Origin of the sequence: Halomonas sp. HK25, assembly GCF_047795635.1 — a bacterium.
Classification (GTDB): Bacteria; Pseudomonadota; Gammaproteobacteria; order Pseudomonadales; family Halomonadaceae; genus Halomonas.
In genome coordinates this window covers 609,007-631,234 of record NZ_CP181044.1, presented here as the reverse complement: position 1 = coordinate 631,234, position 22,228 = coordinate 609,007, and the positions used below count along the sequence as shown (strand labels likewise).

Here is a 22,228-nt window from a genome sequence, read left to right as displayed (position 1 = left end):
TCGCCCCGCAGAGCGTGGCTCCCACAAGGTGCGCGCGAGGGGCGAGGGGCGATACCTCAGTCGAAGGCCTGGGGCGGCATGATCGCCTCAACATGCATCACCAGTTCCTCGAGCACCTGGCGGTCACGGTCGCTCAGCGCCACCTGATTGAGCCGCTCGATCTCCCGGGCGAAGCCCTTGAGGGTGAGGCCAGCTACTGTCGGGTCGTTCATGCGCGCCCAGCGATAGGCCTCCCACTGTGCCAGCTCCTCGCCCTCCAGGGTCTCGGGGTAGCTGCGCGCCCGAAAGCGGAACAGCATCTCCTCGAGACGCGGGTCCTGGAAGGCGAAGCGCGCGCCTACCAGGTCCCAAGGGTCGCTGTCACGCACGCGCTGCATCTGCTGGCGATCCGCCGGCGAGAAGAAGCCGCCGGCGTAGAGCATCAGGTCGGGGTCCTCGGGGCCCGCGGGCGGCGGAGCGGCAAACACCTCGCTCACCCGGGGCGCCACCTCGGGGTGGGCAGCGAGGCGCTTCCAGTGCTCGCGACAGGCGACCACATCCAGCCCCAGACGGGCGACGATCTCCCCGTATTCGCCCTGATGTGGGCCCTCCACATCCTTGAGCGCGCTGGCCGGAAAGATCACCGGGCACTTGTTGATATGAATCACCTTGAGGGGGATGCGCTCCTCACCCTCGGCCAGGTCGTCGTTGCTGACGAAGACCCGCTGGCGGATCTGCTCGGCGGAAAGGTCGAAGAGTGGGGTCGGGTCCATCGAAAGATCGTAGACGATGACCCCATTGGGGTTGGTTGGATGCTCGGCCAACGGCATCACCAAGGCGGCGCAGCCACGGCTGGCCGGGTAGCGGCGAGAGATGTGCAGTACCGGCTTGCGCCCTGGCACGTCGAGCAGCCGGGCCACCGAGCGCTTCCCGCGCAGCCCGAGCAGGTAGTCGAAGAGGCGAGGGTTGGCTTCGCGCAGCCGCTTCGCCAGGGCAATGGTGGCACGCACATCGGCCAGGGCGTCGTGGGCGCCCTGGTGGGCGATGCCATTGGCGGCAGTCAGATCCTCGAGGCGAAAGCTCGGCGCACCATCCTCGCGGCGCGGCCACTCGATGCCGGCCGGGCGCAGGGCGTGGAAGGCACGCACCACGTCGATCAGGTCCCAACGGGAGTTGCCGTTCTGCCACTCCCGGGCGTAGGGGTCGACCAGGTTGCGATAGAAGAGGTGGCGAGTCACCTCGTCGTCGAAGCGCAGGCTGTTGTAGCCCAGCACGCAGGTACCGGGCGTGCTCATCAGCGCCTCGATCTGCCCGGCAAACTCCGCCTCGGGCAGGCCGCGGCGGCGCGCCTGCTGGGGGGTGATCCCGGTGATCAGGCAGGCCTGAGGATGAGGCAGGTAGTCGTCGGCGGGCTTGCAGAACCACTCCGCCGGTTCGCCGACCTCGTTGAAGTCGGCGTCGGTGCGGATTGCCGCGAACTGGGACGGGCGATCACGGCGCGGGTCGGCGCCGAAGGTCTCGTAGTCGTGCCACAGAAAGGTCAGCGGGGCAGCGGGCGGCGCCATGGGCGGACTCTCCGACGGTCAGGCTGGATGGAGGCCACAGCCTAGCACAGCACCGCACGCCACTCAGCCGGGTGAGCCCTTGGGCAGGGTGACGTTGAGCTCCAGCACCGAGCAGTTGTCCTCGCTGTCCAGGCTGATGTTGATGGCGTCGTCGTCCACCTGGACGTAGCGACGGATCACCTCGAGCAGCTCTTTCTCCAGCATCGGCATGTAGTCGGGCTGGCCACGCTGTGTGCGCTGGTGTGCCACGATGATCTGCAGCCGCTCCTTGGCGACCGAGGCGGACTTCTTGCGCTCTCGCTTCAGGAATTCAAGCAGTTTCACCGGCGAACTCCTCCAAACATGCGACTCAGCAGGCTCTTCTTCTGATACTCGTGGAAGCGCAGGGGCACATCCTCGCCGAGCAGGCGCGCCACCGTATCGGTGTAGGCCTGGCCGGCATCGCTTGCACCGTCATGAGTCACGGGCACCCCCTGGTTGGAGGCGCGCAGCACCGCCTCGGACTCGGGGATCAGGCCGATCAGATCGATGGCCAGGATCTCGCGAATGTCGTCGAGGTTGAGCATATCGCCCAGATCGACCCGCTCCGGGTTGTAGCGGGTAACCAGCAGGTGCTCCTTGATCGGCTCCTCACCACGCTCGGCGCGCCGGGTCTTTGAGGCCAGCAGGCCGAGGATGCGATCGGAGTCACGCACCGAGGAGACCTCGGGGTTGGTGACCACGATGGCCTCGTCGGCAAAGTACATGGCCAGCTGGGCGCCGCGCTCGATACCCGCCGGGGAGTCGCAGAGGATGTAGTCGAAATCCTTGCTCAGTGTCTCGAGCACCTTCTCGACCCCCTCCTGGCTCAGGGCGTCCTTGTCGCGGGTCTGGGAGGCCGGGAGGATATGCAGGTTGTCGACCCGCTTGTCGCGGATCAGCGCCTGGCTCAGTCCGGCCTCACCCTGGATGACGTTGACCAGGTCATAGACCACCCGGCGCTCGCAGCCCATGATCAGGTCGAGGTTGCGCAGCCCCACGTCGAAGTCGATGACCACGGTCTTGTTGCCGCGCAGTGCCAGGCCGGTGGCGATGGCTGCCGCGCTGGTTGTCTTGCCGACGCCTCCCTTCCCGGAGGTCACAACGATGATCTTGGCCAAGAGTCGCTTCCTGTCTGTCATTGAATGGTAAAGAGATGACCGTCTCGGTCGTGTCGAGCCTCAGGCCAGCGACGTGATGCCGAGCTGGTCGCCTTCGAGGCGCACCTGCACCATGACGCCGAGCAGGCGCGGGTCGATGTCCTCGAGACGCTTGTAGTTGCCGGCCACCGACAGCAGCTCGGCGTGGAGTTCACGGCAGAAGATGCCGGCCAGGGGATCGCCGTGGATGCCGGCCAGGGCACGGCCGCGCAGGGCGCCATAGACATGCACGCTACCCGCGGCCAGCACCTCGGCACCGGCATTGACCGCCCCAACCACCACCAGGTCCCCCTCCGGAGCGGTGATCTGCTGACCGGAGCGCACCGTGCCACGGAAGATCCTCCCGCCGCTGGCTACACCCGGCGGAGACGCCAGGGCGACCTCCTCCTCGGCGCTCTCCTCGATGTCCATCGAAGGCACGCTCTCGAGCGCCCTGGGGCGGTTCGCCTCGAGGGGCGGGAACCAGCCAAGGCCCAGCGCCCATGCCGACTGCTTGACCGGCTCTGCGCCACCGCGCACGGCCACCGGCAGCAGCTTGTGGGCACGACACACCGCGCAGATGCGCTCCAGGGCCAGGTGAGGCTCGTCGAGCTTCTCGACGCTGAGCACTACCGGTGTGTGCTGGAAGAAGGCCGGAGACTGGCTGAGTTTGCCGGCGAGCTGGTCACGGATCTGCTCGGGGTCGGCGCTGGCCAGTTCCATGACCGTCATCGGCAGCATGCCGCCCTTGAAGGTGAAAGCCATGCTGTCCCTGTCCATTTTGAGGCTCATTGCCGAACTCCACATGGTGTTGGTCGGGGTACGCCACACAAGCTAAGCGAGTGCCGCGCCGCCTGCAACTGATCATACGCCTAGGGCCTCCCCCTGTCAGTGTCTCCAGGCGGCCATAGCACGGGCTTTTCCCCAGCGGCACCGCATGCTTAGATACTCTCCATGCCCAAGACCGGCGCTTCGCCTGACGGCGCTGCCCGGCACCACCCCACAATACTTTACCGGCGCGTCCCGGTGCGTGATGCGCCCTTCATCAGGATCGCCCATGTCAGGACTCCTTCGCCGCCTGTTCGCCCCGCGCTGGCAGCACCCCGACCCCCAGGTGCGGTGCCAGGCCGTTGCGCGCCTCGACCTAGAACGCGACGAGCACCGCCTGGCCCTGGAGCGGCTCGCCCGGGACGAGAGCCCGTCCGTACGGGCCACGGCGCTGGCCCGCCTCGACGACCCCGAGCGGCTGCTCGGCCTGCTCGACGAAGGCGGTGCCTCGGAAGAGCTCTCCCGCCAGCTTCTCGCCCTGCTCGCCGGGCGCACCGGCAGTCTGGAGCTGGGCGCCCGGGTCGCACTGATCGAACGGCTCGACGACGCCGACCTGCTGGCCGAGCTCTGCTTGCGAGGCGACAACCAGCAACTGCGCCTGGCCGCTCTGGCCAGGTTGGACGGCGAAGAGGCACTGATCCGCCAGGCCTGCGACAACGGAATCGCCGCCGTGCGCCACGCCGCCGCCGAGCGGGTCGTGAGCGAAGCCGGACTGGCCCGCCTGGCCCAGCAGGTGCGTCGCGACCGCCAGGTGATGCGCCAGGCCCGGGAGCGCCTCAACCGCCTGCGTGCCGATGCCGCCCAGCTGGCCGCCGCCCGTGATCGCCGCGAGTCGCTGCTCGCTAATCTGGAGCGCCATGCCACCGCCCCCTGGGAGCCGCTCTACGCCGGTCGCTTTCGCCACCTGATGCGGGAGTGGGCGACCCTGCAGGATCTGCCCGACGCCAGCCAGGAGCGCCGCTACCACGATGCCTGCCTACGCTGCCGCAAGGTAATCGGCGACCATGAGGCCCAGCAGCGCGCCAGCGAGGCCTCCGAGGCACGGCGCGAGGACGCCGAGCAGGCCAGAGAGGCGCTGGTGGAGGCCCTGGAGGAGGGGGTCGAGGCCCTGGGTCGCAGCGAGGTCGTCATGACTCAGGACATCGCCAGCCTGCGCGCCCAGAAGCAGCTGCTGGCTCACCGTTGGCAGGCGCTTTCCGACCAGCACCTGGCCGACCAGGCCCTGCGCCAACGCTATGACGCCGTCCGCGAGGGGTTCGATCGCATCAGCCAGGCCTGGGTCCGTCTGGAGGAGCGCGCCGGCGAGGTCGAGCTCGCCCTGACCGATGGCGATGACGAGCGCCTCACGGCGCTGCTCGGCGCCCTCGCCTGGCCCGAGGACCTGGCCCCCACTCCGCTGCTACGCCGAGCCCGCGAACGCCTGGCGCAGCAAGACGCCCCGGCCGAGGACCACGCGGCGCGTCTGGCGCGCTTCATCGCCGATCTCGACGACCTGGAGAGCCTGCTGGAGCGCGGCGCCTTCAAGGGTGCCAGCCGCCTTCACCAGCGCCTGCGCCAGACCGCCGAGAAGCTCGATACCAGCTCTCGCCAGCCCCACGCGGCGCGTCTTCGTCAGCTGGGGGCGCGGCTGGCCGAACTGCGCGACTGGCGCAGCTTCGTGGCCGGCCCCAAGCGCGACCAGCTGGTCCAGACCGTCGAGGCCCTGGCCGAGGATGCCACCCTCCTCGACGCCGGCCTGGACCGCCGCCATCGTCAGCTGGTCAAGGAGTGGAAGTCCCTGGGCGACGCCGCCGCCAACCGCGAGCAATCGACCCACTTCCGGACCGCCTCCGACCGCATCCACGCACGTCTGACCCCGTGGCGTGAGCGCCTCGATGCGGAGCGCCAGACCAACCTGGCCACCCGAGAGACCCTCTGCCAGCAACTCGAGACGCTGCTTGACCAGCCCGCCGAGGAGGCCGATCCGGATGCCCTGCGTGAGATCCGCGACCGCGCCCGGGACCAGTGGCGGCGCGCCGCACCGGTGCCCCGGGACCAGGCCGAGGCCATCGGGCGCCGCTTCGGCCGCATCCGCCACGCGCTCCAGGCGCTGATCGACCAGCGCGCACAGGCGGTCGCCGAAACCAAACGCGACCTCATCGAGCAGGTGCGTGCCCTGCTCGGCCAGGCGATGCCCGCCGCCCGGCGCGCCGAGGCGGTCAAGGCGCTGCAGCAGCGCTGGCGTGAGCTGGGCCGCGCCCCGAGGGGCGAAGAACAGGCGCTGTGGCGCGAGTTCCGCACCCTGTGCGACCAGGTGTTTGCCTCCCGGGAGGCCGAACGCGACGACCGCGTCCGTCAGGCCCGGGAACGCCAGGAGGCCATGCAGACGCTGATCGAGCGCATGGACGCCTGGCAACCCGCCAGCAGCGCCGACGAGGCCGCGCTCGCCGCCGCCATCGCCGAGGCCGCGGCACTGGAGCCGCTCCCCGGCGGGCGTCGCACAGAGGGCATGCGGCGTCGCTGGTCGGGCATCGTACGTGCCCGCCGCGAGCGCCTCGAGCGTCTGGCCGTGGTGGAAGAGGTGGAGCGCTGGCGCACCGTGCAGCCGCTGCTGCTTGCCCACCTGGAGGCCGATGCCGAGCACCTCGCCGGCGGTGAGTCTCGCGAGGTGGCACTCCCCGAGGGACTGAGCCTGGCGGACGACATGCGCGGTGCCCATGCCCGCCGCAACGCGGCGCGCCAGGCGCCCCCTGCCGACGAGGAGATGGAAGAGCACTTGGCGAGAGTGCGGGTACATCTTTCCCTGCTCGCCGTGGGCAGCGTCAGCCACCGCGACGATCCCCTGCGACTGGCCATCCAGGTGGAGCGCCTCAACGACAGCCTGGGCCGCGAGCTCTCATGCGCCGAGGAGGTCCACGGCGTGCTGCGCGAACTGCTGGCCACCGGACCGGTAGCGCCTGCGCTCTGGAGCCGCGAGGTGGGAGAGCTGGACCGCATGCTGGAGCGTCTGACGCGCCTGCCGCCACCCTGACGGCCGCCACACGGCCCACAATGACGCAGGAGCGCGAGGGGTCACCTCGCGCTCCTGCATTCGGGGGCATGGCCCCTGCCCGGTCGGCAGAGGCCACGGTTATTCCGGGCGATCAGCCCATGAACTGGCCGCCGTTGATGTCGATGTTGGCGCCGGTGATGAAGCCTGACTCCTCGTGGGCCAGGTAGGCCACCAGGCGACCGATTTCCTCCGGCTTGCCGTAGCGCTTGACCGGGATGGTCTCGCGGATGGACTCACGCACCTTCTCGGGGATCTTCATGATCATGTCGGTGGCAATGTAGCCCGGCGACACGGTGTTGACGGTGATGCCCTTGGTGGCGGTCTCCTGAGCCAGTGCCATGGTCAGGCCGTGCATCCCCGCCTTGGCGGCGGAGTAGTTCACCTGGCCAAACTGACCCTTGCGCCCGTTGATGGAAGAGATGTTGATGATCCGGCCGTGCTGCTTGTCCAGCATGGTATCCAGCACGCTGCGACAGGTGTTGAAGACGCTGTTGAGGTTGGTGTCGATGACCTCGTGCCATTGCTCGGGTGTCATCTTCTTCATGGTGCCATCGCGGGTGATGCCCGCACAGTTGACCAGAACACCGATCGGGCCATGCTTCTCCTCGATCTCCTTGACCCCGTTGATGCAGGCCTCGAAGTCCACCAGATCTATCCCGGAGATGTCGATGTTGCTGTAGCCATCCGCCTTCTGGGCTTCGAGCCAAGTCTTGGCCTTCTCCGGATTGTGGTAGCCAGCGACCACCTGATAGCCCTCATCGGCCAGCGAACGGCAGATAGCACTGCCGATACCGCCGGTTCCACCGGTCACCCAAGCAACGATTGCGTTGTTGGCCATAGTAACCTCCCTGATTGTCATGACACTGTGGCCAGGCCACCTCGGCCGGCACACGAATTATTCTCTGAAGCGTTGCCCATTTGATGACAACTTCGCTGAGTATGGACCAGGAGATGGGGCCGGGACGAGCGTTTGAACCTCCTTCTTGACTAAAGGGGTAATTCCTGTAGAATACGCTTCACGTTGATGCGGGGTGGAGCAGTCTGGTAGCTCGTCGGGCTCATAACCCGAAGGTCATCGGTTCAAATCCGGTCCCCGCTACCAAATATCGAGAGGCCGGCTCCGCAGGGAGCCGGCCTCTTGCTTTGGAACCGATGACGGTCATCGGTTCCCTCTTGTTTCAAGGTCGGCGGTCCCCGCTACCAAATATCGTAAAAAGCCAGAACCAACATGTTCTGGCTTTTTTTGTGCCCGATGACCCGTCATCGGTTCCCTCTTGTCTCAAGGTCGGCGGTCGGCGGTCCCCGCTACCACTATTCGAAGTCGAAGCATCCCTGGCCATCCCGGGCTCGCCTTTCCGTGCTTCAGCCAGGTTCGGGCCCTTGCCTCAGACCTTGGCGGTGCCGGCCAGGTTGATCTGGGTGGTCAGGTGCTGGTGATCCGGCGCGGAGATGAAGTAGTGGATGTGCGCCGGGCGCTCGCCGTGACGGCCCAGGGACTTCAGCACCACGTCGGTCGGGGCGCCGGCCACGTAGAGCGGGCCCTCGATGGTGCGCGGGGTGCCGCCGGTGCGCTTGGCCTCGGCGTCCGCCGCATCCTGACGCATGTCCAGGTAGTGGTCGAAGCCCAGGCCCGGCGAGAGCAGGCCGAACTGGGTCTGGCTGCCCAGCGCGTTGAGCAGGCTGACGGTGGACCAGTACTCTTCCTCGGTGACGTCGAACTCGAGGTTGTCCTCGCCGATCTCGATGCGGTAGTAGTCGCCAATTACCTTCTCCATGTCGGCGCCTCCACAGTTGCCCTGCAGGATCTGGTGCACCGGCAGCCAGGCCTGGACGTACTTCTCCGGCTCGTGGTGGAAGATGTCGCGGCAGCCATCGGAGCAGAAGTGGTAGCGCTCGCCTTCGTGCACGGTGTCGCGATGGCTGAGCAGGGTGTCGTCGTCCGGCTCGGTGATCGCCAGCGGCACCTGGCAGACCTGACAGAGCTGCGGCAGTGCGTTGTTGTAGAAGCGTTCGCCGCGGGCAGCAACGTCTCGGCGGCCGCTCGCCGCCTGGGGCTAAGCCGGGCGGCGCTGGACTATCGGTTGAAGAAACGGAGGATGTTGTAGATTGCAACGGACTGGCCGCCACCCGATGGGTAGCGGCCAGTACAATGGCAATGAGCATCCGGAGATACCAGCACGACCCCGTTATTCGAAGCAGTTGTCGTATAGGCAGGTGCTGAAACCGTACTCGATATTGAAGTCACCGCTCAGCACGTTATTGCGCGCTACATAGGCTTCCCAGTCGGCCAGCAGCTCGGCAAGCTTCTCCGGCTCCTGATCGGCCAGGTCACGAAGCTCCGTGGGATCCTCGGCCAGATTGTAGAGCTGCCATTCCCCTGCCCCATAGGGCTCGGTCATCCACACCAGCTTCCAGTCACCCTTGCGCAGGGCACGGCGGCCGAACAGCTCCCAGCCCAGGGCACGCTCGGACATGGCCTCCCCTTGCAGCACAGGCAGCATGGAGAGACCTTCCATGGGATGCACCTCTCGCCCCTGAAAGGCGTCGCCAGGGTGGTCGACGCCGGCCAGCTCCAAGAGGGTCGGCATGACGTCCATGACGTGCAGGATCTCGTCGTTGATCTCGCCCGGCGTGAGCACACTGGAGTGACGGACAATGGCCGGCACCTGGACCCCGCCCTGGGAAGTCATGCCCTTGAAGAAGGGAAGCGGGGTCGAACCCACCTGCGCCCACTGGGCCCCATAGTCGATATAGGAACCCTTGCGCCCGAGATTCCCCCAGCTATTATCGAATTCGTTGGCGATCCATTCCCGATTGCCCGGCAGGTCCAGCGGTGTATTGCCGTCGGCCCCATTGTCGGAGAGGAAGAGGATGAAGGTATTGTCCAGCTCGCCGGTGTCCTCCAGGTAGTCAATGATCCGGCCGATATGATGATCCATGTTGTCCACCATGGCGGCATAGATCTCCATGGCCCGAGCTTCCCGGCGACGCTGCTCGTCGGTCAGCTCATCCCATTCTGGCAGCCTTCCCGCCATGGGCGTATTGGCCTCGATGCCGGCCGGCAACAGTCCCAACGCCTGCATGCGTTGGAGACGCTCCTCACGAATCGCCTCATAGCCCTCGTCATAGCGACCGGCATAGCGGTCCAGCCACTCGTCGGGGGCATGAAGCGGCCAGTGGGGGGCGGTATAGGAGAGGATGCCCAGGAATGGCTGCCCAGTCTCCCTGTCGGCCTCGATGTAATCGATCATCTTGTCGGTGTAGAACTCCGAGGAAAAGAAACCCTCGGGCACCTCGACCTGTTGACCATTCTCCCGATAGATAGCCTTGGGATCGACGCTGATGATCGCGGCCTGATCGTCGAAGTGGCTGGCACCGCCCTGCACCAGGATATAGGAGCGCTCGAACCCACGGGCCGCCGGACTCAGCTCCTCGCTCCGCCCGAGATGCCACTTGCCGGTGGTGTAGGTGTGGTAACCGGCACCCTGCAACACTTCTGCAAGATTAGCGACACTGTCATTCAGGTAACCTTCATAGCCAGGCTCGCCCTTCTGGAAGTCCTGCAGCAGTTCCCCCATGTTGCCCAGACCCGCCAAATGACTATCAACTCCTGACATCAACATGGCCCGGGTCGGCGAGCAGGTCGGCGCGGTATGGAAGTTGCTGAAGCGCATCCCTTCGCTGGCCAGGGTATCCAGGTTGGGAGTCTCGATCTCCCCGCCATAGCTGCCGATATCGCTGTATCCCAGGTCATCGGCGATCACGATCAGGAAATTTGGCCTTGGCTCGTCGGCCATGCTGCCCAGGCTGATCAGGCTGGCAGCCATGAACGTCATGCCTGCTCCTCTCAACTTCATGATGGCGGTGCTCCTGTTGTTGGTTGTGTATCACCCAGTATCGAGCCAAGCAGGCAGCTCCTCTGTCAGATTAGCGCACCCGCTATCGGAACCGCGCACTTTTCCCCTCGCGGGTATCCACCTCCGTGCGGAGAGTGACCAGGATACGGCTACCTTTACTTGTAGAAGAACAACCACCAATGGACACCTCCTTATGCTCGGACGATCAGTTGCTCCTGCCTGGTTGGCCTGTGCATCGGCCATGATCCTTTTGGTTGTCACCCCGAAGACACTGGCGGACCCCACGGCACCAGCCTACCTGGGCAGTCAGGCCTGTGCCGGCTGCCACCAGGAGGCGTTCACTGCCTGGCAGGACTCACACCATGCGCTGGCCATGCAGCATGCCAACGAACAGAGCGTGCTCGGCGACTTCGATGATGCCTCTTTCACCTACGCCGGCACCGAGACCCACTTCGCGACCCGAGGCGAGCGCTACTTCGTCACCACCGATGACGACGACGGCGAGCTCGCCGAGTTCGAGATCGCCTACACCTTCGGCGTCGAGCCTCTTCAGCAGTATCTCGTCTCTTTCGAGGATGGCCGCCTGCAGGCTCTCTCGATCGCCTGGGACACTCGCCCCGCCGGCGAGGGAGGACAACGCTGGTTCCACCTGCACCCCGACGAGGCGATCACCCACGAGGACGACCTCCACTGGACCCGGCCGGCCCAGAACTGGAACCACATGTGTGCCGACTGTCACTCTACCGACCTGCGCAAGGGCTATGACAGCGTCACCGACACCTTCGACACGAGCTGGTCGGAGATCAGCGTCGGTTGTGAGGCCTGCCACGGCCCGGGCTCCCACCATGTGCGCTGGGCACAGGGCGATGAGGCGCTGGCGGACCAGGGGCTGACGGTACGCTTCTCCCGCTCGTCCTCTCTCGCCGCCCCCACCAGGCCGGCGCTCTCTCCTGGGGAACGCCAGGCCGAGCAGCCCCTCTGTGCCCGCTGTCACGCCTTCCGCAGCCAGATCGCCGAAGGCTACCGGCCCGGCGATGACTGGCTGGACTACTACCGTCCCGAACTGCTGGTCACGCCCTTCTATCACAGCGATGGACAGCAGCGGGAAGAGGTGTTCACTTGGGCCTCCTTTGCCCAGAGCCGCATGCATGCCGAAGGCGTAACCTGCAGCAACTGCCATGAGCCACATTCCCAACGCCTTCGAGTCAGCGGAAATGCCCTCTGCACCAGTTGCCATACTCCCAGCACCTACGACCATCCGGAGCACCACTTCCATCCTCAGGATACTCCCGGGTCGCAATGCGTTCAATGTCATATGCCATCCACCACCTATATGGTTGTCGACCCACGCCGTGACCATAGCCTGCGCATCCCTCGCCCCGACCTCACCGAGTCCCTTGGCACTCCCAATGCCTGCAATACCTGCCATGACGACCGCTCTCCCCGCTGGGCTCAGGAGCATCTCGAGCGCTGGCACGCCGAGCCCACTCCCGGCCACCAGGACTTCACTACGGGCTTTGCCAAGGCCAGGCGGGGAATTCCGGGCGTCGGACAGATGCTGATGGATATGCTGGCGGATAACGGCCGGCCCGAAGTCGTACGCGCCAGCGCAGCCGCGCACCTGATGAACCTCGACGTCGACCTCGACCTCCAGTCCCTGGAGGAAGGGCTGGAGAGTTCCAGTCCACTGGTTCGCCATGCGAGCCTCACTCTGCTGGAGGCAGCTCCGCCCGACCTGCGCCGGGCGCGGGCCGCCCCCCTGCTGACGGACACCAGCCGACTGGTACGCAGCGAGGCAGCACGCCTTCTGATCGATGTCGACCTGCCGCAGGCATCCCGATCGGCGTTCGAGGCCGCCTTGGCGGAATACGAGCAGGAACTGGCACTCCATGCCGATCGCGCCGACAGCCGCAACCGCCTAGCCCTGCTGCGCTGGCAACAGGGCCAACCTGAAGAAGCGCTCGAGGAATTACGCGCAGCCTTGCGGCTCGATAGACGGCATGTTGCCAGCCATGTGAATCTGGCAGACATGCTGCGAGCCCTGGATCGCGAACAGGAAGCGGTACAACAGCTGGCGGAAGGTGTAGCAGGGCGGCCGGAGTCCGCCGCTCTGCGCTATGCTCTGGGCCTGGCACGCATTCGCCTCGGGCAACCGGAAGCGGCAAGAGAGGAGCTGGGTGCGGCCCATCGCCTCGCACCCGACGACCTGCGCTACGCCTATGGCTATGCCGTGGCCGTCGCCCCAGACGCGCCTGAACAGGCCCTGGCAATTCTGAAACAGGCGCTGGAGGCCACGCCATACAACCAGCAACTCCTCTGGGCGCTGGCCACCTACAGCCTGGAGTATCGTGGGCCGGATCAGGCGCTACCCTATGCGCGCCGCCTCGCCGAGCTCACGCCCGACGACAGTCGCGTGCAGCGCTTGCTAGAGGCCATCGAGGCCACCAAGGTCCCGCCCTAATGTGACGGCGATAGGGGGCGACAAGGAGACCGCGCCAGAGTCTCCGAAGGCAGCTCGCCAAAGGCGTGCTTGTAGCTGGCGGTAAAATGACTGGGCTGCGAGAACCCCCAGCGATAGGCGAGTTCGGCCAGCTGCAGGTCTTCCGGGCAATGGCGCTGCAACAGGTCGCGCAGCGCCTCCAACCTGCGTTGGCGGTGATAGCGCACGGGGCTTGTCTGCAGCGAATGCCGGAAGGCCTGCTCAAGGCTACGCCGGCTGGTGGCGCTGACCTTTACCAGTTCGGCCATGTCCAGCGGTGCCTCAAGGTGGGCATGTATATACTCCCTGGCCCGCTGGACCATTCCCGGCACAGGGACAGGAGAGGGACCTCTCCTGAGTTCCGGCAGTAGTTGCAGCAGATTCTCGCAACAGAGGCTTTGCCACTGCTGCCTCGCGGCCTCACTCGCTGCCAGCCCCGCAGGGTTGTCGATCTCGGCAGCCAGCATGTCATGCAGCATGGCCATGCTTCGTAGAGCCGGGTGGCCGCGACCGATATGCCAGCCCCGATCGGCGATGGAGGCCATGAGTGATTGGTGATAGGTCTCGACATGCTCCGAGAGCTTATCAGGTGGCAGTGAAAAGACGACAGCACGAGTATCCTGTTGCCAGCGCAGGTGCATCTCGTGCCCCGGGGCGAACAACAGCAGTTCCCCGGCCAGGGCCCGCAATCCATGGGCATGGCACTCCACCGCACCGCTGAGGGGGCGGATGCCATGCCAACATAACAAGGGAGAGGAGCGCACGATGACATCCTCCCCCCAGTCGGCACCAAAGAGTTTGAGCCGCGACATCTGGCAGCCTGACAGCCTGACAGCCTGACCTTACCCCTTCTCCGCCTGGTAGGAGCCACCGTCCGTTGCTCATCCAAGTGCCGATTCAACATCTCCTCGACTTCTTCACAGGAGGTCGTCGCAATCAAGGGATGAGATGCGTAAGGCAGTCCTACGGGCGTCTCCACCTTCATGATAGGTTCCTCGCCCTTTTTCTAGATCTAATATTTCAGCTGGTTGTTCATCCGGAACTTACCAGGACAATTGGAGGTGCGGCCCAAACCAACCCCCAGGCGGCCTGGGTGAACATCCACAAGAATGCCCGTATCTCGCTGCATGGTCGAGTCCGGCTGGCTCACAGGGTTGCTGGTCGAGGGACTGCGAACCGAGGAGATCGCCCAGTGGGTCCGCTTCTGGAGTCGTTTGACAAGCAGAACGATTTACCCTGACGGCGCTGCGAGAATGGGCCTACTGAGGTGGACCCAATGTCAGTCTGGACGACCATCTCCCAGTTAACCGGGAGGGACTATCCCTGAACCTCCTGATGGCTTTACACAACTGCCCAAGCGAAAAAAGCCGAAACCCGATGGTTTCGGCTTTTTCATTTCACGGCCAGGTGGCCGTTCCACTTCGGCCGCTCAGTGCCGCCGCAGCGCCTCCAGGGTGCAGGCGTTGGGGCAGAAGCCGCAGTCCTCGGCGCTGGGATCGCTTGCCAGCACGCGCTGGCAGCGCGCCTTCTCCGGGCACAGCGAGCAGACGCGCTCCAGGTCGCGGCGAACGCCGGGGCCGGCCAGGATGGTGTCGGCATGCTCGACGCCATACACCGCCATCATGCGCGGCAGCTGCTCCAGCGGTGAGCGATTTCCGGTCCAGAACAGCGACTCGTCGAGGCGCGTCAGCCCCAGGTCGCGCAGCCGCGCCTCCTGGCTGTCGACTTCCAGGCCGTCCCAGGCCTGGCGCCGTTGGTTGCGGCGCCAGGCCTGGGCCAGGTGACGTACCGCCGAGGTGATGCGATTGCCGTGGATCATGGTCAGGGTCTCCGATGGGGCATTATGTCTTCACCCTAGCCCAGCCGACTCACGGAGGTTTTGACCTGCATCAGGTCGCCGTCAGTTGCGGGGCCGAAGCACCGCCACCGGACAGCATGCCTCATGCAGCACCTCATGGCTGACGCTGCCGGCCACCACCTGGGAGAGACCGCTGCGCCCGTGGGTGGTCATGGCCAGCATGACGTCGCGACTGTCGGCCAGGTAGCTGACGATGGCATCGGCCGGGCTGCCGTGCAGCACCTCCCAGTCCACCTCGATGTCGTGCTCCCGCTCCAGCCGCCTCGCCAGGCCGTGCACATAGCCGGACTCCATCACATCGCCAGGGCCGCCCTCCCCGGCGGCGGCCGCCATGGCGCTGGCGTCGATCACCTGCAGCAGCTGCAGCCGGGCCCCGAAGCGCCCCGCCAGCGCCACCGCGTGGGGCAGCATCGCCTCGGAGAGCGAGGAGCCATCCACGCAGACCATGACCACTTCCACCCGGGCGTGGCGCTCGGGCGCATAGCGGGGTCCGCAGAGCAGCACCGGACGGCTGGCGCGGCGCACCACGCCGGCGGTCACGCTGCCGATCAGCATCTCCGGCACCGGGCGGCGCCCGTGGGCGCCCATGCAGAGACCCACGTCCTCCTGTCCGGCCAACCTCGCCAGGACCTCCTTGGCGCTGTCGCCCATCAGCACCTCGATCGGAATCGCATCGAAGGCAGGCGTTTTCTCTTCGCCGAGCCGGGCCCTCAGAGCGTCTCTGCGCCCTTCGGCCTGAGCCGGATCGGTGACCACCGACACGACGGCCAGGGCGGCATCGAGCTGGGCTGCCAGATTCTGGCCCATTGCCAGGCCCCGCAGCGAGTGATCTGTCTCGTCCATGGCCACATAAAACGTCTGCATGATTGCTCTCCTCAAGGCCCCGGGTGCGTTGTCATGTCGACCCGGAGCCTGTGTGCTCGGCGCCTGGCGCCTATTGTTATTTATCGGAGGCCGCCGAGGCATCGGAGCGCCGCGACAGCGTGAAGGGACGGTGCAGCAGCTGGTAGGCCAGGGCCCCCACCACCACGCCCCAGAAGGCGGAACCCAGGCCCAGGAAGCTGACCCCGGACGCCGTGGCAATGAAGGTGATCACCGAGGCTTCCATGTGGTCCTTCCGGGCGGCGAAGGCGCTGACGTTGCTGGTAATGGCGCCGATCAGCGCCAGGCCCGCCAGGATCGCCACGAACTCGCCGGGCAGCGAGGTGAACAGCAGCACGATGGTGCCAGCAAAGGTGCCACCGATCAGGTAGAAGACGCCGTTGGCCACCCCGGCCACGTAGCGCTTGTCCGGGTCCTCGTGGGCCTCCTTGCTGGTGCAGATCGCCGCGGTGATGGCCGCCACCACGGTGGTGATGCCGCCGAAGAAGGCGGTGACGAAGGAGGTCAGGCTGGTCACGGTGACGATCGGCTTGGCTGGCGTGCTGTAACCCGAGGTGCGCAGGATTGCCATGCCCGGCAGAAACTGTCCGGTGAGGCTGACCAGCACCAGCGGGATCGCCAGGCTCAGGGTGGCGTTCCAGGTCCACTCAGGGCGGATGAACTGCGGCTCGGCCAGCTTCACCGAGACGCCGCTAAGGCTCGCCCCCTCCAGCACCACCGCCAGCACCACGCCGACGATCAGCAGCAGGATCAGGCTGTAGCGGGGGGTGAGCCGCTTGAAGGCCAGGTAGGCGATGAGCATGCCGATGGCCAGCGCCGGCACCGACTCCAGGGAGACGAAGACCCCCACCCCGAACTGGAAGAGGATGCCCGCCATCATGGCGCTGGCGATGCCCGGCGGAATCGCCTGGACGATCCGATCGAAGGAGCCGGTGATGCCCACCACGAAGATGATCGCCGCCGCGATGAGGTAGGCGCCTACTGCCTCGCCCAGCGACAGTCCCGGAAAAAGGGTGACCAGCAGCGCCGTCCCCGGCGCCGACCAGGCAGTCACCACGGGCACCTTCAGCCACAGGCTGAGCAGGATGCCCGAGACGCCGGCGCCGATGGAGATCGCCCAGACCCAGGAGGTCATCATGGCGGTGGAGATCTCCGCACTCTGGGCCGCCTGGAAGAAGATCGCCAGGGGCCCCGAGTAGGAAATCAGCACCGCCACGAAGCCCGCCGTCACGGCGGGGATCGACCAGTCCCGATGCAACTGCATCATCAGCTCCTTACCCGACGCCGAGGTGTGTGTGAAGAATGGAGGGATCATCCTTCAATCCTTGGGAATCCCCGCTATAGACCACCTCGCCCTTGACCAGCAGCAGGTGTCGATCGGCCACCTCCAGCAGGTTGTCGATGTTCTTGTCGACGATGATGCTAGCGATGCCGGACGCCTTGATATCGCGGATGATCTTCCAGATCTCGTCACGGATCAGCGGCGCCAACCCTTCGGTGGCCTCATCAAGGATGATCAGGTCGGGATTGGTGGTCAGCGCCCGACCGATGGAGAGCATCTGCTGCTCACCGCCCGAGAGAAAGGAGCCATCATGCTGCAGCCGCTGGGCCAGACGCGGGAAGGTGTCGAGCACCCGCTCCATGGTCCAGGGCGACTCTCCCCGTTCGTTGGGACGCGCGGCCATGATCAGATGCTCACGCACACTAACCCCCGGGAAGATGCCGCGACCTTCCGGCACATAGCCGATGCCCTGGCGTATCATCTGCCAGGGGCGGCGTTTCGCGGTCGACAGGCCCTTGATACTCACCTCACCCTGGCGGGGTGGCACAAAGCCGAGGATCGACTTCAGGGTCGTGGTCTTGCCCATACCGTTGCGCCCTAGCAGGCTCAGGGTCTCCCCCGGCATCAGGGTCAGGTCGACCCCGTGCAGCACATGGCTCTCGCCATAGTAGGTGTGCAGTCCCCTGGCCTCGATCAGAGGCGTTGCGGTGGACAGCGAGGCATTCAGTTCCTGGGCTGCATTCATGCCGAAGCCTCCTGATGGTGGCGACCAAGATAGACGTCCTGCACCTTCTCGCTGCGACGAATCTGCTCGGTGGGCCCGCTCTCGAGCACGCAGCCGTCGACCATCACGGTGATGCGGTCCGCCAGCCGGAACACCGAATCCATGTCATGCTCGATGAGCACCAGGGTGTACTGGTCGGAGAGCGCCTTCAGCAACTCGGTCACCTGCGCGGTCTCCTCGTGACCCATGCCGGCCATGGGTTCGTCGAGCAGCATCAGCGAGGGTGAGGTGGCCAGTACCATGGCGATCTGCAGCTGGCGTTGCTCGCCGTAGCTCATCGCCGAGGCCGGGGTGTAGGCTTGATGGACCAGCTGGCAGGTCTCCAGCACCTGGAGGGCCTTCTCGTTGACCTCCCTGGCCCGCTGGCCGGACCGCCAGCTGCCGAACACGCCGCCCATGTGAATGCGCGCCGCCAGCTCGCAGTTCTGCAAGCAGCTCAGCCGCGGGAAGATGTTGGTCTTCTGATGGCTGCGCCCGATGCCCATGCGGGCAATCTGGCGGGCCGGCTTACCGTGGATGGGTTGTCCCTGATATAGGATCTCCCCGGAGGATGGGGGCAGCTCCCCCGACAGCAGGTTGATCAGGGTACTCTTGCCGGCGCCGTTGGGACCGAGGATGGCGTGGATCTCCCCCGTCTTGACATCGAAGTCGACATCATTGACGGCCACCAGGCCACCGAAGCGCCGGGTGAGTCCGCGGGTCTGCAGCATGGTTTCTTGACTCATGTCTCAATCCTCCCGGCTGTCGGATACGACAGCGGCTGGCTTCTTGCTGGCGGCCTTGGTACGCCACCGGCGGGGCACCAGGCCATCCTGCAACTGCTTGCGGGTCGGTGGGTCGATGATCAGCCCACCGATCCCCTTGGGCAGGACCAGTACCGCGACGATGATCGTCAAGCCCATCAGGATCGGCCAGTGAGGGGTGATGTGCTCGTAGGTGTGCTGCAGGATCTCGTAGGCGAAGGCGCCGAGGATCGGGCCGAAGATGGTGCCCATGCCGCCCAGGATCAGCATCATCAGCACCTCGCCCGAGGTGTGCCAGCCGAGTTGGGCCGGGTTGGCGAAGCCGTACTGCATGGCCGCCAGCATGCCGGCAATGGAGGCCATCACTCCGGAGATCACGAAGGCGATCAGTTTGTACCCAGTGGTGGCATAGCCGAGTGCCTGCATACGGTGTTCGTTGTCGTGGATGCCGTCCAGCACCTGGCCATAGTAGGAACGCGTCAGCCAGCGCAGGAACAGATAGCCGACGAATACCATACCCATGCAGAAATAGAAGAAGGTCAAAGGGTTGTCGAGGTCGATCAGCGTGGTGTCACCTACCATCAGGCTGGGTCGGAACATGATGAAGACGCCATCCGTGCCCCCGGTGTGCTGTGAGGTGTTGACGAAATAGTAGAGCATCTGGCCGAAGGCCAGGGTCGTCATGATGAAGAAGATGCCCTTGGTGCGGATCACCAGGAAGCCCACCACCAGGGCCATGAGTGCCGAGACCACCATGACCAGCGGCATCATCCACCACATCGAGGCCGGGCTGAAATCGGGGCTGGTCAGTGCCAGGGTATAGGCGCCCAGTCCGAAGAAGAGCGCATGGCCGAGACTGACCAGGCCGACGATGCCCACCAGCAGGTCCAGGCTCATGGCGAACAGCGCCAGGATCAGCATGAGAGTCAGTTTTTCCAACATGAAATCACTCTGGGCACCGAAGACGGCAGGCCCCCAGAGGGGATAGATAATGAGTGCAGCGGTGAACACCAGCATGAGGATGTAGACCCGCTTGGGATAGCGATGCAACATGGTAGGACTCCCTCAGGCGAACAGCCCGCGTGGCTTGACCAGTAGCACGGCGGCCATGATCAGGTAGATCAACATGCTGGCAATGCTCGGCACCAGTACGGGGCCGAAGGTCTGGGCCATGCCGATCAGGATGGCGCCCCAGAAGGCTCCCTTGATGGAGCCGATCCCGCCGATGACGACGACGACGAAGCAGATGATCAGGATGTTGTCCCCCATGCCGGGGGTAATCGAGGTCAAGGGGGCGGCGATCATGCCGGCGAAGGCCGTCAGCGCCACACCGACGCTGAAGATCAGCGTGAAAAGCGTGCGCACGTTGATACCGAGCCCTTCTACCATGTCGCGATTGACGGCACCGGCCCGGATGATGATGCCCAGACGGGTATGGCGAATGACCCAGTAGATGACGCCGGCAAGGGCCAGGCAGACGCCCATCACGAACAGCCGATAGTGCGAATACTGCAGGTTGTCGGTCAGCTGGATGCGCCCACTGAACAGCTCCGGGATCGGCACGCTGTGCACGTCACCGCCCCAGATGATGCGCTGGGCCTCGTTGATCACCAGGATCAAGCCGAAGGTGAGCAGCACCTGATAGAGATGGTCACGCTTGTAGAGGGTGTCGAGAAACAGCCGCTCGATGATCAGGCCCAGGGCGATGGCAATCGGGATGGCGACCATGATGGCCAACCAGAAGTTGCCCAGCCGCATGGTCAGGTCATAGACCAGGTAGGCGCCGATCATGTACATGGCGCCGTGGGCCAGGTTGATGATCCCCATGATACCGAAGATCAGGGTAAGACCACTGGCGATCAGGAATAGCAGCAGGCCGTACTGCAGCCCGTTGAGGAGCTGTACGCCGATAAACGCAAGATCCATGGAGAATCCCTCCGTGATGGAGGGGCGAGCCATTGCCCGCCCCCGGGGTCAATCAGGCATTGCGTTACATCTTGCAGGCGAGATCGGGGACCTCGAGCTGCTCATAGGCAATGTCGACGACCTCATGCTTGCCATCGCGGATTTCACGCAGATAGACGTTCTGGATGGGGTGGTGAGAATCGGAGAAGCTCATCGGACCCCGGGGGCTGATGAACTCGACGCTGGCCAAGGCCTCGATGAGCGCGTCCTTGTCTTCGGTATTCCCTTCCACGGCCTCCAGCGCCTGAACCAACATCATGCCGGTGTCGTAGCCCTGCACCGCATAGGTGTCAGGCAGCTCGCCATAAGCCTCCTGGTAGGCCTCGACGAATGCCCGGTTTTCGGGCGTGTCCAGGGTCTCGGCATAGTGCAGGGTGGTCAAGACACCCTCACCAGCCTCCCCGATCGCCTGCAGATTCCCTTCCGTGAGGAAGCCCGAACCCAGCAGAGGAATGCTCTCCTTGAGTCCCGAGGCGGCATAATCGCGCACGAAGCTCACCCCGCCGCCGCCGGCGAAGAAAGTGTAGACGGCATCGGGACGCAGGCTACCGATCTGGGCCAGATAGCCCTGGAACTCGGTGCTGGGGAAGGGCACGAGGATCTGCTCGACGATCTCGCCACCGGCCTCAGTGAAGGCCTCCTCGAAGCCGGCGAGGTCCTCCTTGCCCCCGGCATAGTCCCAGGTCATGGTGACGACCTTGCGATGCCCCCGGTCATAGGCGACCTTGCCCATCGGGTAGCTGTCCTGCCACATGCTGAAGGAGGTGCGGAACACATTGGGCATGCACAGCTCGTTGGTGGCTGCCCCCAGCCCGGCGTTGGGAATGATGGTGATGGCGCCGGTCTGCTGGGCCACGCGTAGCATGCCCATGGCTACGCCGGAGTGCACCGGGCCGATCACGAAGTCGACGTTGTCGCCACGCACCAGACGACTCATGTTCTGTGGTGCCCGCGAGGGGTTGGCCTCGGAATCCAGCTTGATGATCTCGACCGCGCGGCTACCCAGTTGGTTGCCGTGCTCCTCGAGGGCCAGCTCCAGGCCATTGGTGATCGCCTCGCCCAGCGCGGTATAGGTCCCCGAATACGGGAGCATAAGGCCAAGCTTGACAGGGTGTTCGTTGGCCTGAGCGGCGCTGCCGGCGGCCATGCCGGCGGCGATGAGGGAGGTCAGGGCGCACTTCTTGAAGATGGTTTTCATTGTGTTTTTTCCGGATTATCAGAGGTGAAGGCTTGAGGCCTTTGCTTGTTATTGAGGCGGCGTCCCTACCGTCATGAAACCGTCCCTTGCCGCCGAGTCACGCTGACCCAGCGGCGTGACCCGATCAGATATGATAGATATCGATGACCTGGTGGATATAGTCGTTGTTGAGTTGCACTACCTTGCGCGTGATCAGCGGTGACTCGCCCGACACGTCCAGGGTGTAGAGGGAGTTCCCGAAGAACGTCTGGGTCGTCTTGTAACGGTGACTCAGCGTCTGCCAGTTGAAGCGCAGCTCCACCCGGCCGCCCTCCTCCTTGAGCACCTCGATGTTGGTGATCTGGTGGGTCGTGCGCGGCTCCGGCAGGCTGGCACCCGAACGCTCGGTCTTGATCCGGTAGACCCGATCCTCCAGCCCCTCGCGGTTCGGGTAGTAGATCAGCGAGATCTCGCTGTGCGGGTCGCGGGTCAGCTCGTCGTCGTCGTCCCACGCCGGCATCCAGAACTCGGCGTCCTTGCTGTAACAGGTCAGCCACTCGTCCCACTGGCGGTCGTCGAGCAGCCGCGCCTCGCGGTACAGGAAAGCCTGGATCTCTTGGTAGCTAAGGCTCATGTCATGT

Annotated in this window: 20 protein-coding genes and 1 tRNA gene; 4 read left to right on the top strand and 17 right to left on the bottom strand. The window is 65.1% G+C overall.

The window, feature by feature from the left end:
• Positions 1-56 precede the first annotated feature (56 nt).
• The 4 genes from sbcB to minC form a co-directional block, all read right to left on the bottom strand.
• On the bottom strand, positions 57-1,544 hold the full coding sequence (gene sbcB / locus ACM26W_RS03070) for an exodeoxyribonuclease I (RefSeq protein ID WP_416139408.1): 1,488 nt from the start codon (positions 1,542-1,544) through the stop codon (positions 57-59).
• A gap of 63 nt (positions 1,545-1,607) precedes the next feature.
• Entirely contained in the window at positions 1,608-1,868 is a 261-nt protein-coding gene (gene minE, locus ACM26W_RS03065) for a cell division topological specificity factor MinE (RefSeq protein ID WP_290788379.1), read from the bottom strand.
• Complete coding sequence (gene minD, locus ACM26W_RS03060) at positions 1,865-2,683, bottom strand: septum site-determining protein MinD (protein ID WP_416139407.1); 819 nt, start codon at positions 2,681-2,683, stop codon at positions 1,865-1,867. Before minD ends, minE begins: the two co-directional genes overlap by 4 nt.
• Positions 2,684-2,743: 60 nt before the next feature.
• Positions 2,744-3,493 (bottom strand): septum site-determining protein MinC, encoded by a 750-nt coding sequence (gene minC / locus ACM26W_RS03055; RefSeq protein WP_416139406.1) that lies wholly within the window; start codon positions 3,491-3,493, stop codon positions 2,744-2,746.
• 265 nt (positions 3,494-3,758) lie between these two features.
• Between minC and ACM26W_RS03050 the strand changes: the two genes are divergently transcribed.
• Positions 3,759-6,539, top strand: coding sequence for a DUF349 domain-containing protein (locus tag ACM26W_RS03050; RefSeq protein WP_416139405.1), 2,781 nt, complete (start codon positions 3,759-3,761; stop codon positions 6,537-6,539).
• 112 nt (positions 6,540-6,651) lie between these two features.
• Here the strand turns inward: ACM26W_RS03050 and phbB are convergent, their stop codons facing one another.
• Positions 6,652-7,398, bottom strand: a complete 747-nt coding sequence (phbB, locus tag ACM26W_RS03045) for an acetoacetyl-CoA reductase (RefSeq protein ID WP_416139404.1) — start codon at positions 7,396-7,398, stop codon at positions 6,652-6,654.
• A gap of 187 nt (positions 7,399-7,585) precedes the next feature.
• On the opposite strand from phbB, the gene ACM26W_RS03040 reads away from it, so the two are divergent.
• Positions 7,586-7,662: transfer RNA gene (locus ACM26W_RS03040), tRNA-Met, on the top strand.
• A gap of 283 nt (positions 7,663-7,945) precedes the next feature.
• On the opposite strand, the gene ACM26W_RS03035 is transcribed toward ACM26W_RS03040, so the two are convergent.
• Positions 7,946-8,524: a dioxygenase gene (locus tag ACM26W_RS03035; RefSeq protein WP_416139403.1), complete on the bottom strand. Its 579-nt coding sequence runs from the start codon at positions 8,522-8,524 to the stop codon at positions 7,946-7,948.
• On the opposite strand from ACM26W_RS03035, the gene ACM26W_RS03030 reads away from it, so the two are divergent.
• Positions 8,477-8,665 (top strand): helix-turn-helix domain-containing protein, encoded by a 189-nt coding sequence (locus tag ACM26W_RS03030; RefSeq protein WP_416139402.1) that lies wholly within the window; start codon positions 8,477-8,479, stop codon positions 8,663-8,665. The two genes, ACM26W_RS03035 and ACM26W_RS03030, sit on opposite strands and share 48 nt — an antisense overlap.
• 81 nt (positions 8,666-8,746) lie before the next feature.
• Here ACM26W_RS03030 and ACM26W_RS03025 read toward each other — a convergent pair whose 3' ends face one another.
• Positions 8,747-10,396 carry an arylsulfatase gene (locus ACM26W_RS03025; RefSeq protein WP_416139401.1) on the bottom strand — a complete coding sequence of 550 codons (1,650 nt, stop codon included), beginning with the start codon at positions 10,394-10,396 and terminating at the stop codon, positions 8,747-8,749.
• A 262-nt stretch (positions 10,397-10,658) separates the two neighbouring features.
• Between ACM26W_RS03025 and ACM26W_RS03020 the strand changes: the two genes are divergently transcribed.
• Complete coding sequence (locus ACM26W_RS03020; RefSeq protein ID WP_416139400.1) at positions 10,659-12,878, top strand: cytochrome c3 family protein; 2,220 nt, start codon at positions 10,659-10,661, stop codon at positions 12,876-12,878.
• On the opposite strand, the gene ACM26W_RS03015 is transcribed toward ACM26W_RS03020, so the two are convergent.
• The 10 genes from ACM26W_RS03015 to benB all read right to left on the bottom strand — a co-directional run bounded on the left by ACM26W_RS03015 (position 12,875) and on the right by benB (position 22,221).
• Complete coding sequence (locus ACM26W_RS03015; RefSeq protein WP_416140802.1) at positions 12,875-13,723, bottom strand: AraC family transcriptional regulator; 849 nt, start codon at positions 13,721-13,723, stop codon at positions 12,875-12,877. The two genes, ACM26W_RS03020 and ACM26W_RS03015, sit on opposite strands and share 4 nt — an antisense overlap.
• 602 nt (positions 13,724-14,325) lie before the next feature.
• Complete coding sequence (locus ACM26W_RS03010) at positions 14,326-14,715, bottom strand: DUF6455 family protein (RefSeq protein ID WP_416139398.1); 390 nt, start codon at positions 14,713-14,715, stop codon at positions 14,326-14,328.
• A gap of 81 nt (positions 14,716-14,796) precedes the next feature.
• Positions 14,797-15,618, bottom strand: coding sequence for a universal stress protein (locus ACM26W_RS03005; RefSeq protein ID WP_416139397.1), 822 nt, complete (start codon positions 15,616-15,618; stop codon positions 14,797-14,799).
• A 76-nt stretch (positions 15,619-15,694) separates the two neighbouring features.
• Positions 15,695-16,903, bottom strand: coding sequence for a benzoate/H(+) symporter BenE family transporter (locus tag ACM26W_RS03000; RefSeq protein WP_416139396.1), 1,209 nt, complete (start codon positions 16,901-16,903; stop codon positions 15,695-15,697).
• Between the two features lie 7 nt (positions 16,904-16,910).
• Complete coding sequence (locus ACM26W_RS02995; protein WP_416139395.1) at positions 16,911-17,663, bottom strand: ABC transporter ATP-binding protein; 753 nt, start codon at positions 17,661-17,663, stop codon at positions 16,911-16,913.
• Complete coding sequence (locus tag ACM26W_RS02990; protein ID WP_416139394.1) at positions 17,660-18,427, bottom strand: ABC transporter ATP-binding protein; 768 nt, start codon at positions 18,425-18,427, stop codon at positions 17,660-17,662. The genes ACM26W_RS02995 and ACM26W_RS02990 overlap by 4 nt, the downstream gene beginning before the upstream one ends.
• A gap of 3 nt (positions 18,428-18,430) precedes the next feature.
• Complete coding sequence (locus ACM26W_RS02985; RefSeq protein ID WP_416139393.1) at positions 18,431-19,498, bottom strand: branched-chain amino acid ABC transporter permease; 1,068 nt, start codon at positions 19,496-19,498, stop codon at positions 18,431-18,433.
• Positions 19,499-19,510: 12 nt separating this feature from the next.
• Complete coding sequence (locus tag ACM26W_RS02980; RefSeq protein ID WP_416139392.1) at positions 19,511-20,371, bottom strand: branched-chain amino acid ABC transporter permease; 861 nt, start codon at positions 20,369-20,371, stop codon at positions 19,511-19,513.
• A 64-nt stretch (positions 20,372-20,435) separates the two neighbouring features.
• The gene (locus ACM26W_RS02975) at positions 20,436-21,608 is read right to left on the bottom strand and encodes an ABC transporter substrate-binding protein (protein WP_416139391.1); all 1,173 of its coding nucleotides are present in this window, start codon (positions 21,606-21,608) and stop codon (positions 20,436-20,438) included.
• A 124-nt stretch (positions 21,609-21,732) separates the two neighbouring features.
• Positions 21,733-22,221, bottom strand: coding sequence for a benzoate 1,2-dioxygenase small subunit (gene benB / locus ACM26W_RS02970; protein ID WP_416139390.1), 489 nt, complete (start codon positions 22,219-22,221; stop codon positions 21,733-21,735).
• Between the last annotated feature and the right edge of the window lie 7 nt (positions 22,222-22,228).

Bases quoted from the DNA above. Each gene is read 5' to 3' on its own strand.
- sbcB (WP_416139408.1), bottom strand. From the start codon at position 1,544: ATGGCGCCGCCCGCTGCCCCGCTGACCTTTCTGTGGCACGACTACGAG.
- minC (WP_416139406.1), bottom strand. From the start codon at position 3,493: ATGAGCCTCAAAATGGACAGGGACAGCATGGCTTTCACCTTCAAGGGC.
- ACM26W_RS03050 (WP_416139405.1), top strand. From the start codon at position 3,759: ATGTCAGGACTCCTTCGCCGCCTGTTCGCCCCGCGCTGGCAGCACCCC.
- phbB (WP_416139404.1), bottom strand. From the start codon at position 7,398: ATGGCCAACAACGCAATCGTTGCTTGGGTGACCGGTGGAACCGGCGGT.
- ACM26W_RS03030 (WP_416139402.1), top strand. From the start codon at position 8,477: ATGGCTGAGCAGGGTGTCGTCGTCCGGCTCGGTGATCGCCAGCGGCAC.
- ACM26W_RS03025 (WP_416139401.1), bottom strand. From the start codon at position 10,396: ATGACGTTCATGGCTGCCAGCCTGATCAGCCTGGGCAGCATGGCCGAC.
- ACM26W_RS03020 (WP_416139400.1), top strand. From the start codon at position 10,659: ATGATCCTTTTGGTTGTCACCCCGAAGACACTGGCGGACCCCACGGCA.
- ACM26W_RS03010 (WP_416139398.1), bottom strand. From the start codon at position 14,715: ATGATCCACGGCAATCGCATCACCTCGGCGGTACGTCACCTGGCCCAG.
- ACM26W_RS03005 (WP_416139397.1), bottom strand. From the start codon at position 15,618: ATGCAGACGTTTTATGTGGCCATGGACGAGACAGATCACTCGCTGCGG.
- ACM26W_RS03000 (WP_416139396.1), bottom strand. From the start codon at position 16,903: ATGATGCAGTTGCATCGGGACTGGTCGATCCCCGCCGTGACGGCGGGC.
- ACM26W_RS02995 (WP_416139395.1), bottom strand. From the start codon at position 17,663: ATGAATGCAGCCCAGGAACTGAATGCCTCGCTGTCCACCGCAACGCCT.
- ACM26W_RS02990 (WP_416139394.1), bottom strand. From the start codon at position 18,427: ATGAGTCAAGAAACCATGCTGCAGACCCGCGGACTCACCCGGCGCTTC.
- ACM26W_RS02985 (WP_416139393.1), bottom strand. From the start codon at position 19,498: ATGTTGCATCGCTATCCCAAGCGGGTCTACATCCTCATGCTGGTGTTC.
- ACM26W_RS02980 (WP_416139392.1), bottom strand. From the start codon at position 20,371: ATGGATCTTGCGTTTATCGGCGTACAGCTCCTCAACGGGCTGCAGTAC.
- ACM26W_RS02975 (WP_416139391.1), bottom strand. From the start codon at position 21,608: ATGAAAACCATCTTCAAGAAGTGCGCCCTGACCTCCCTCATCGCCGCC.
- benB (WP_416139390.1), bottom strand. From the start codon at position 22,221: ATGAGCCTTAGCTACCAAGAGATCCAGGCTTTCCTGTACCGCGAGGCG.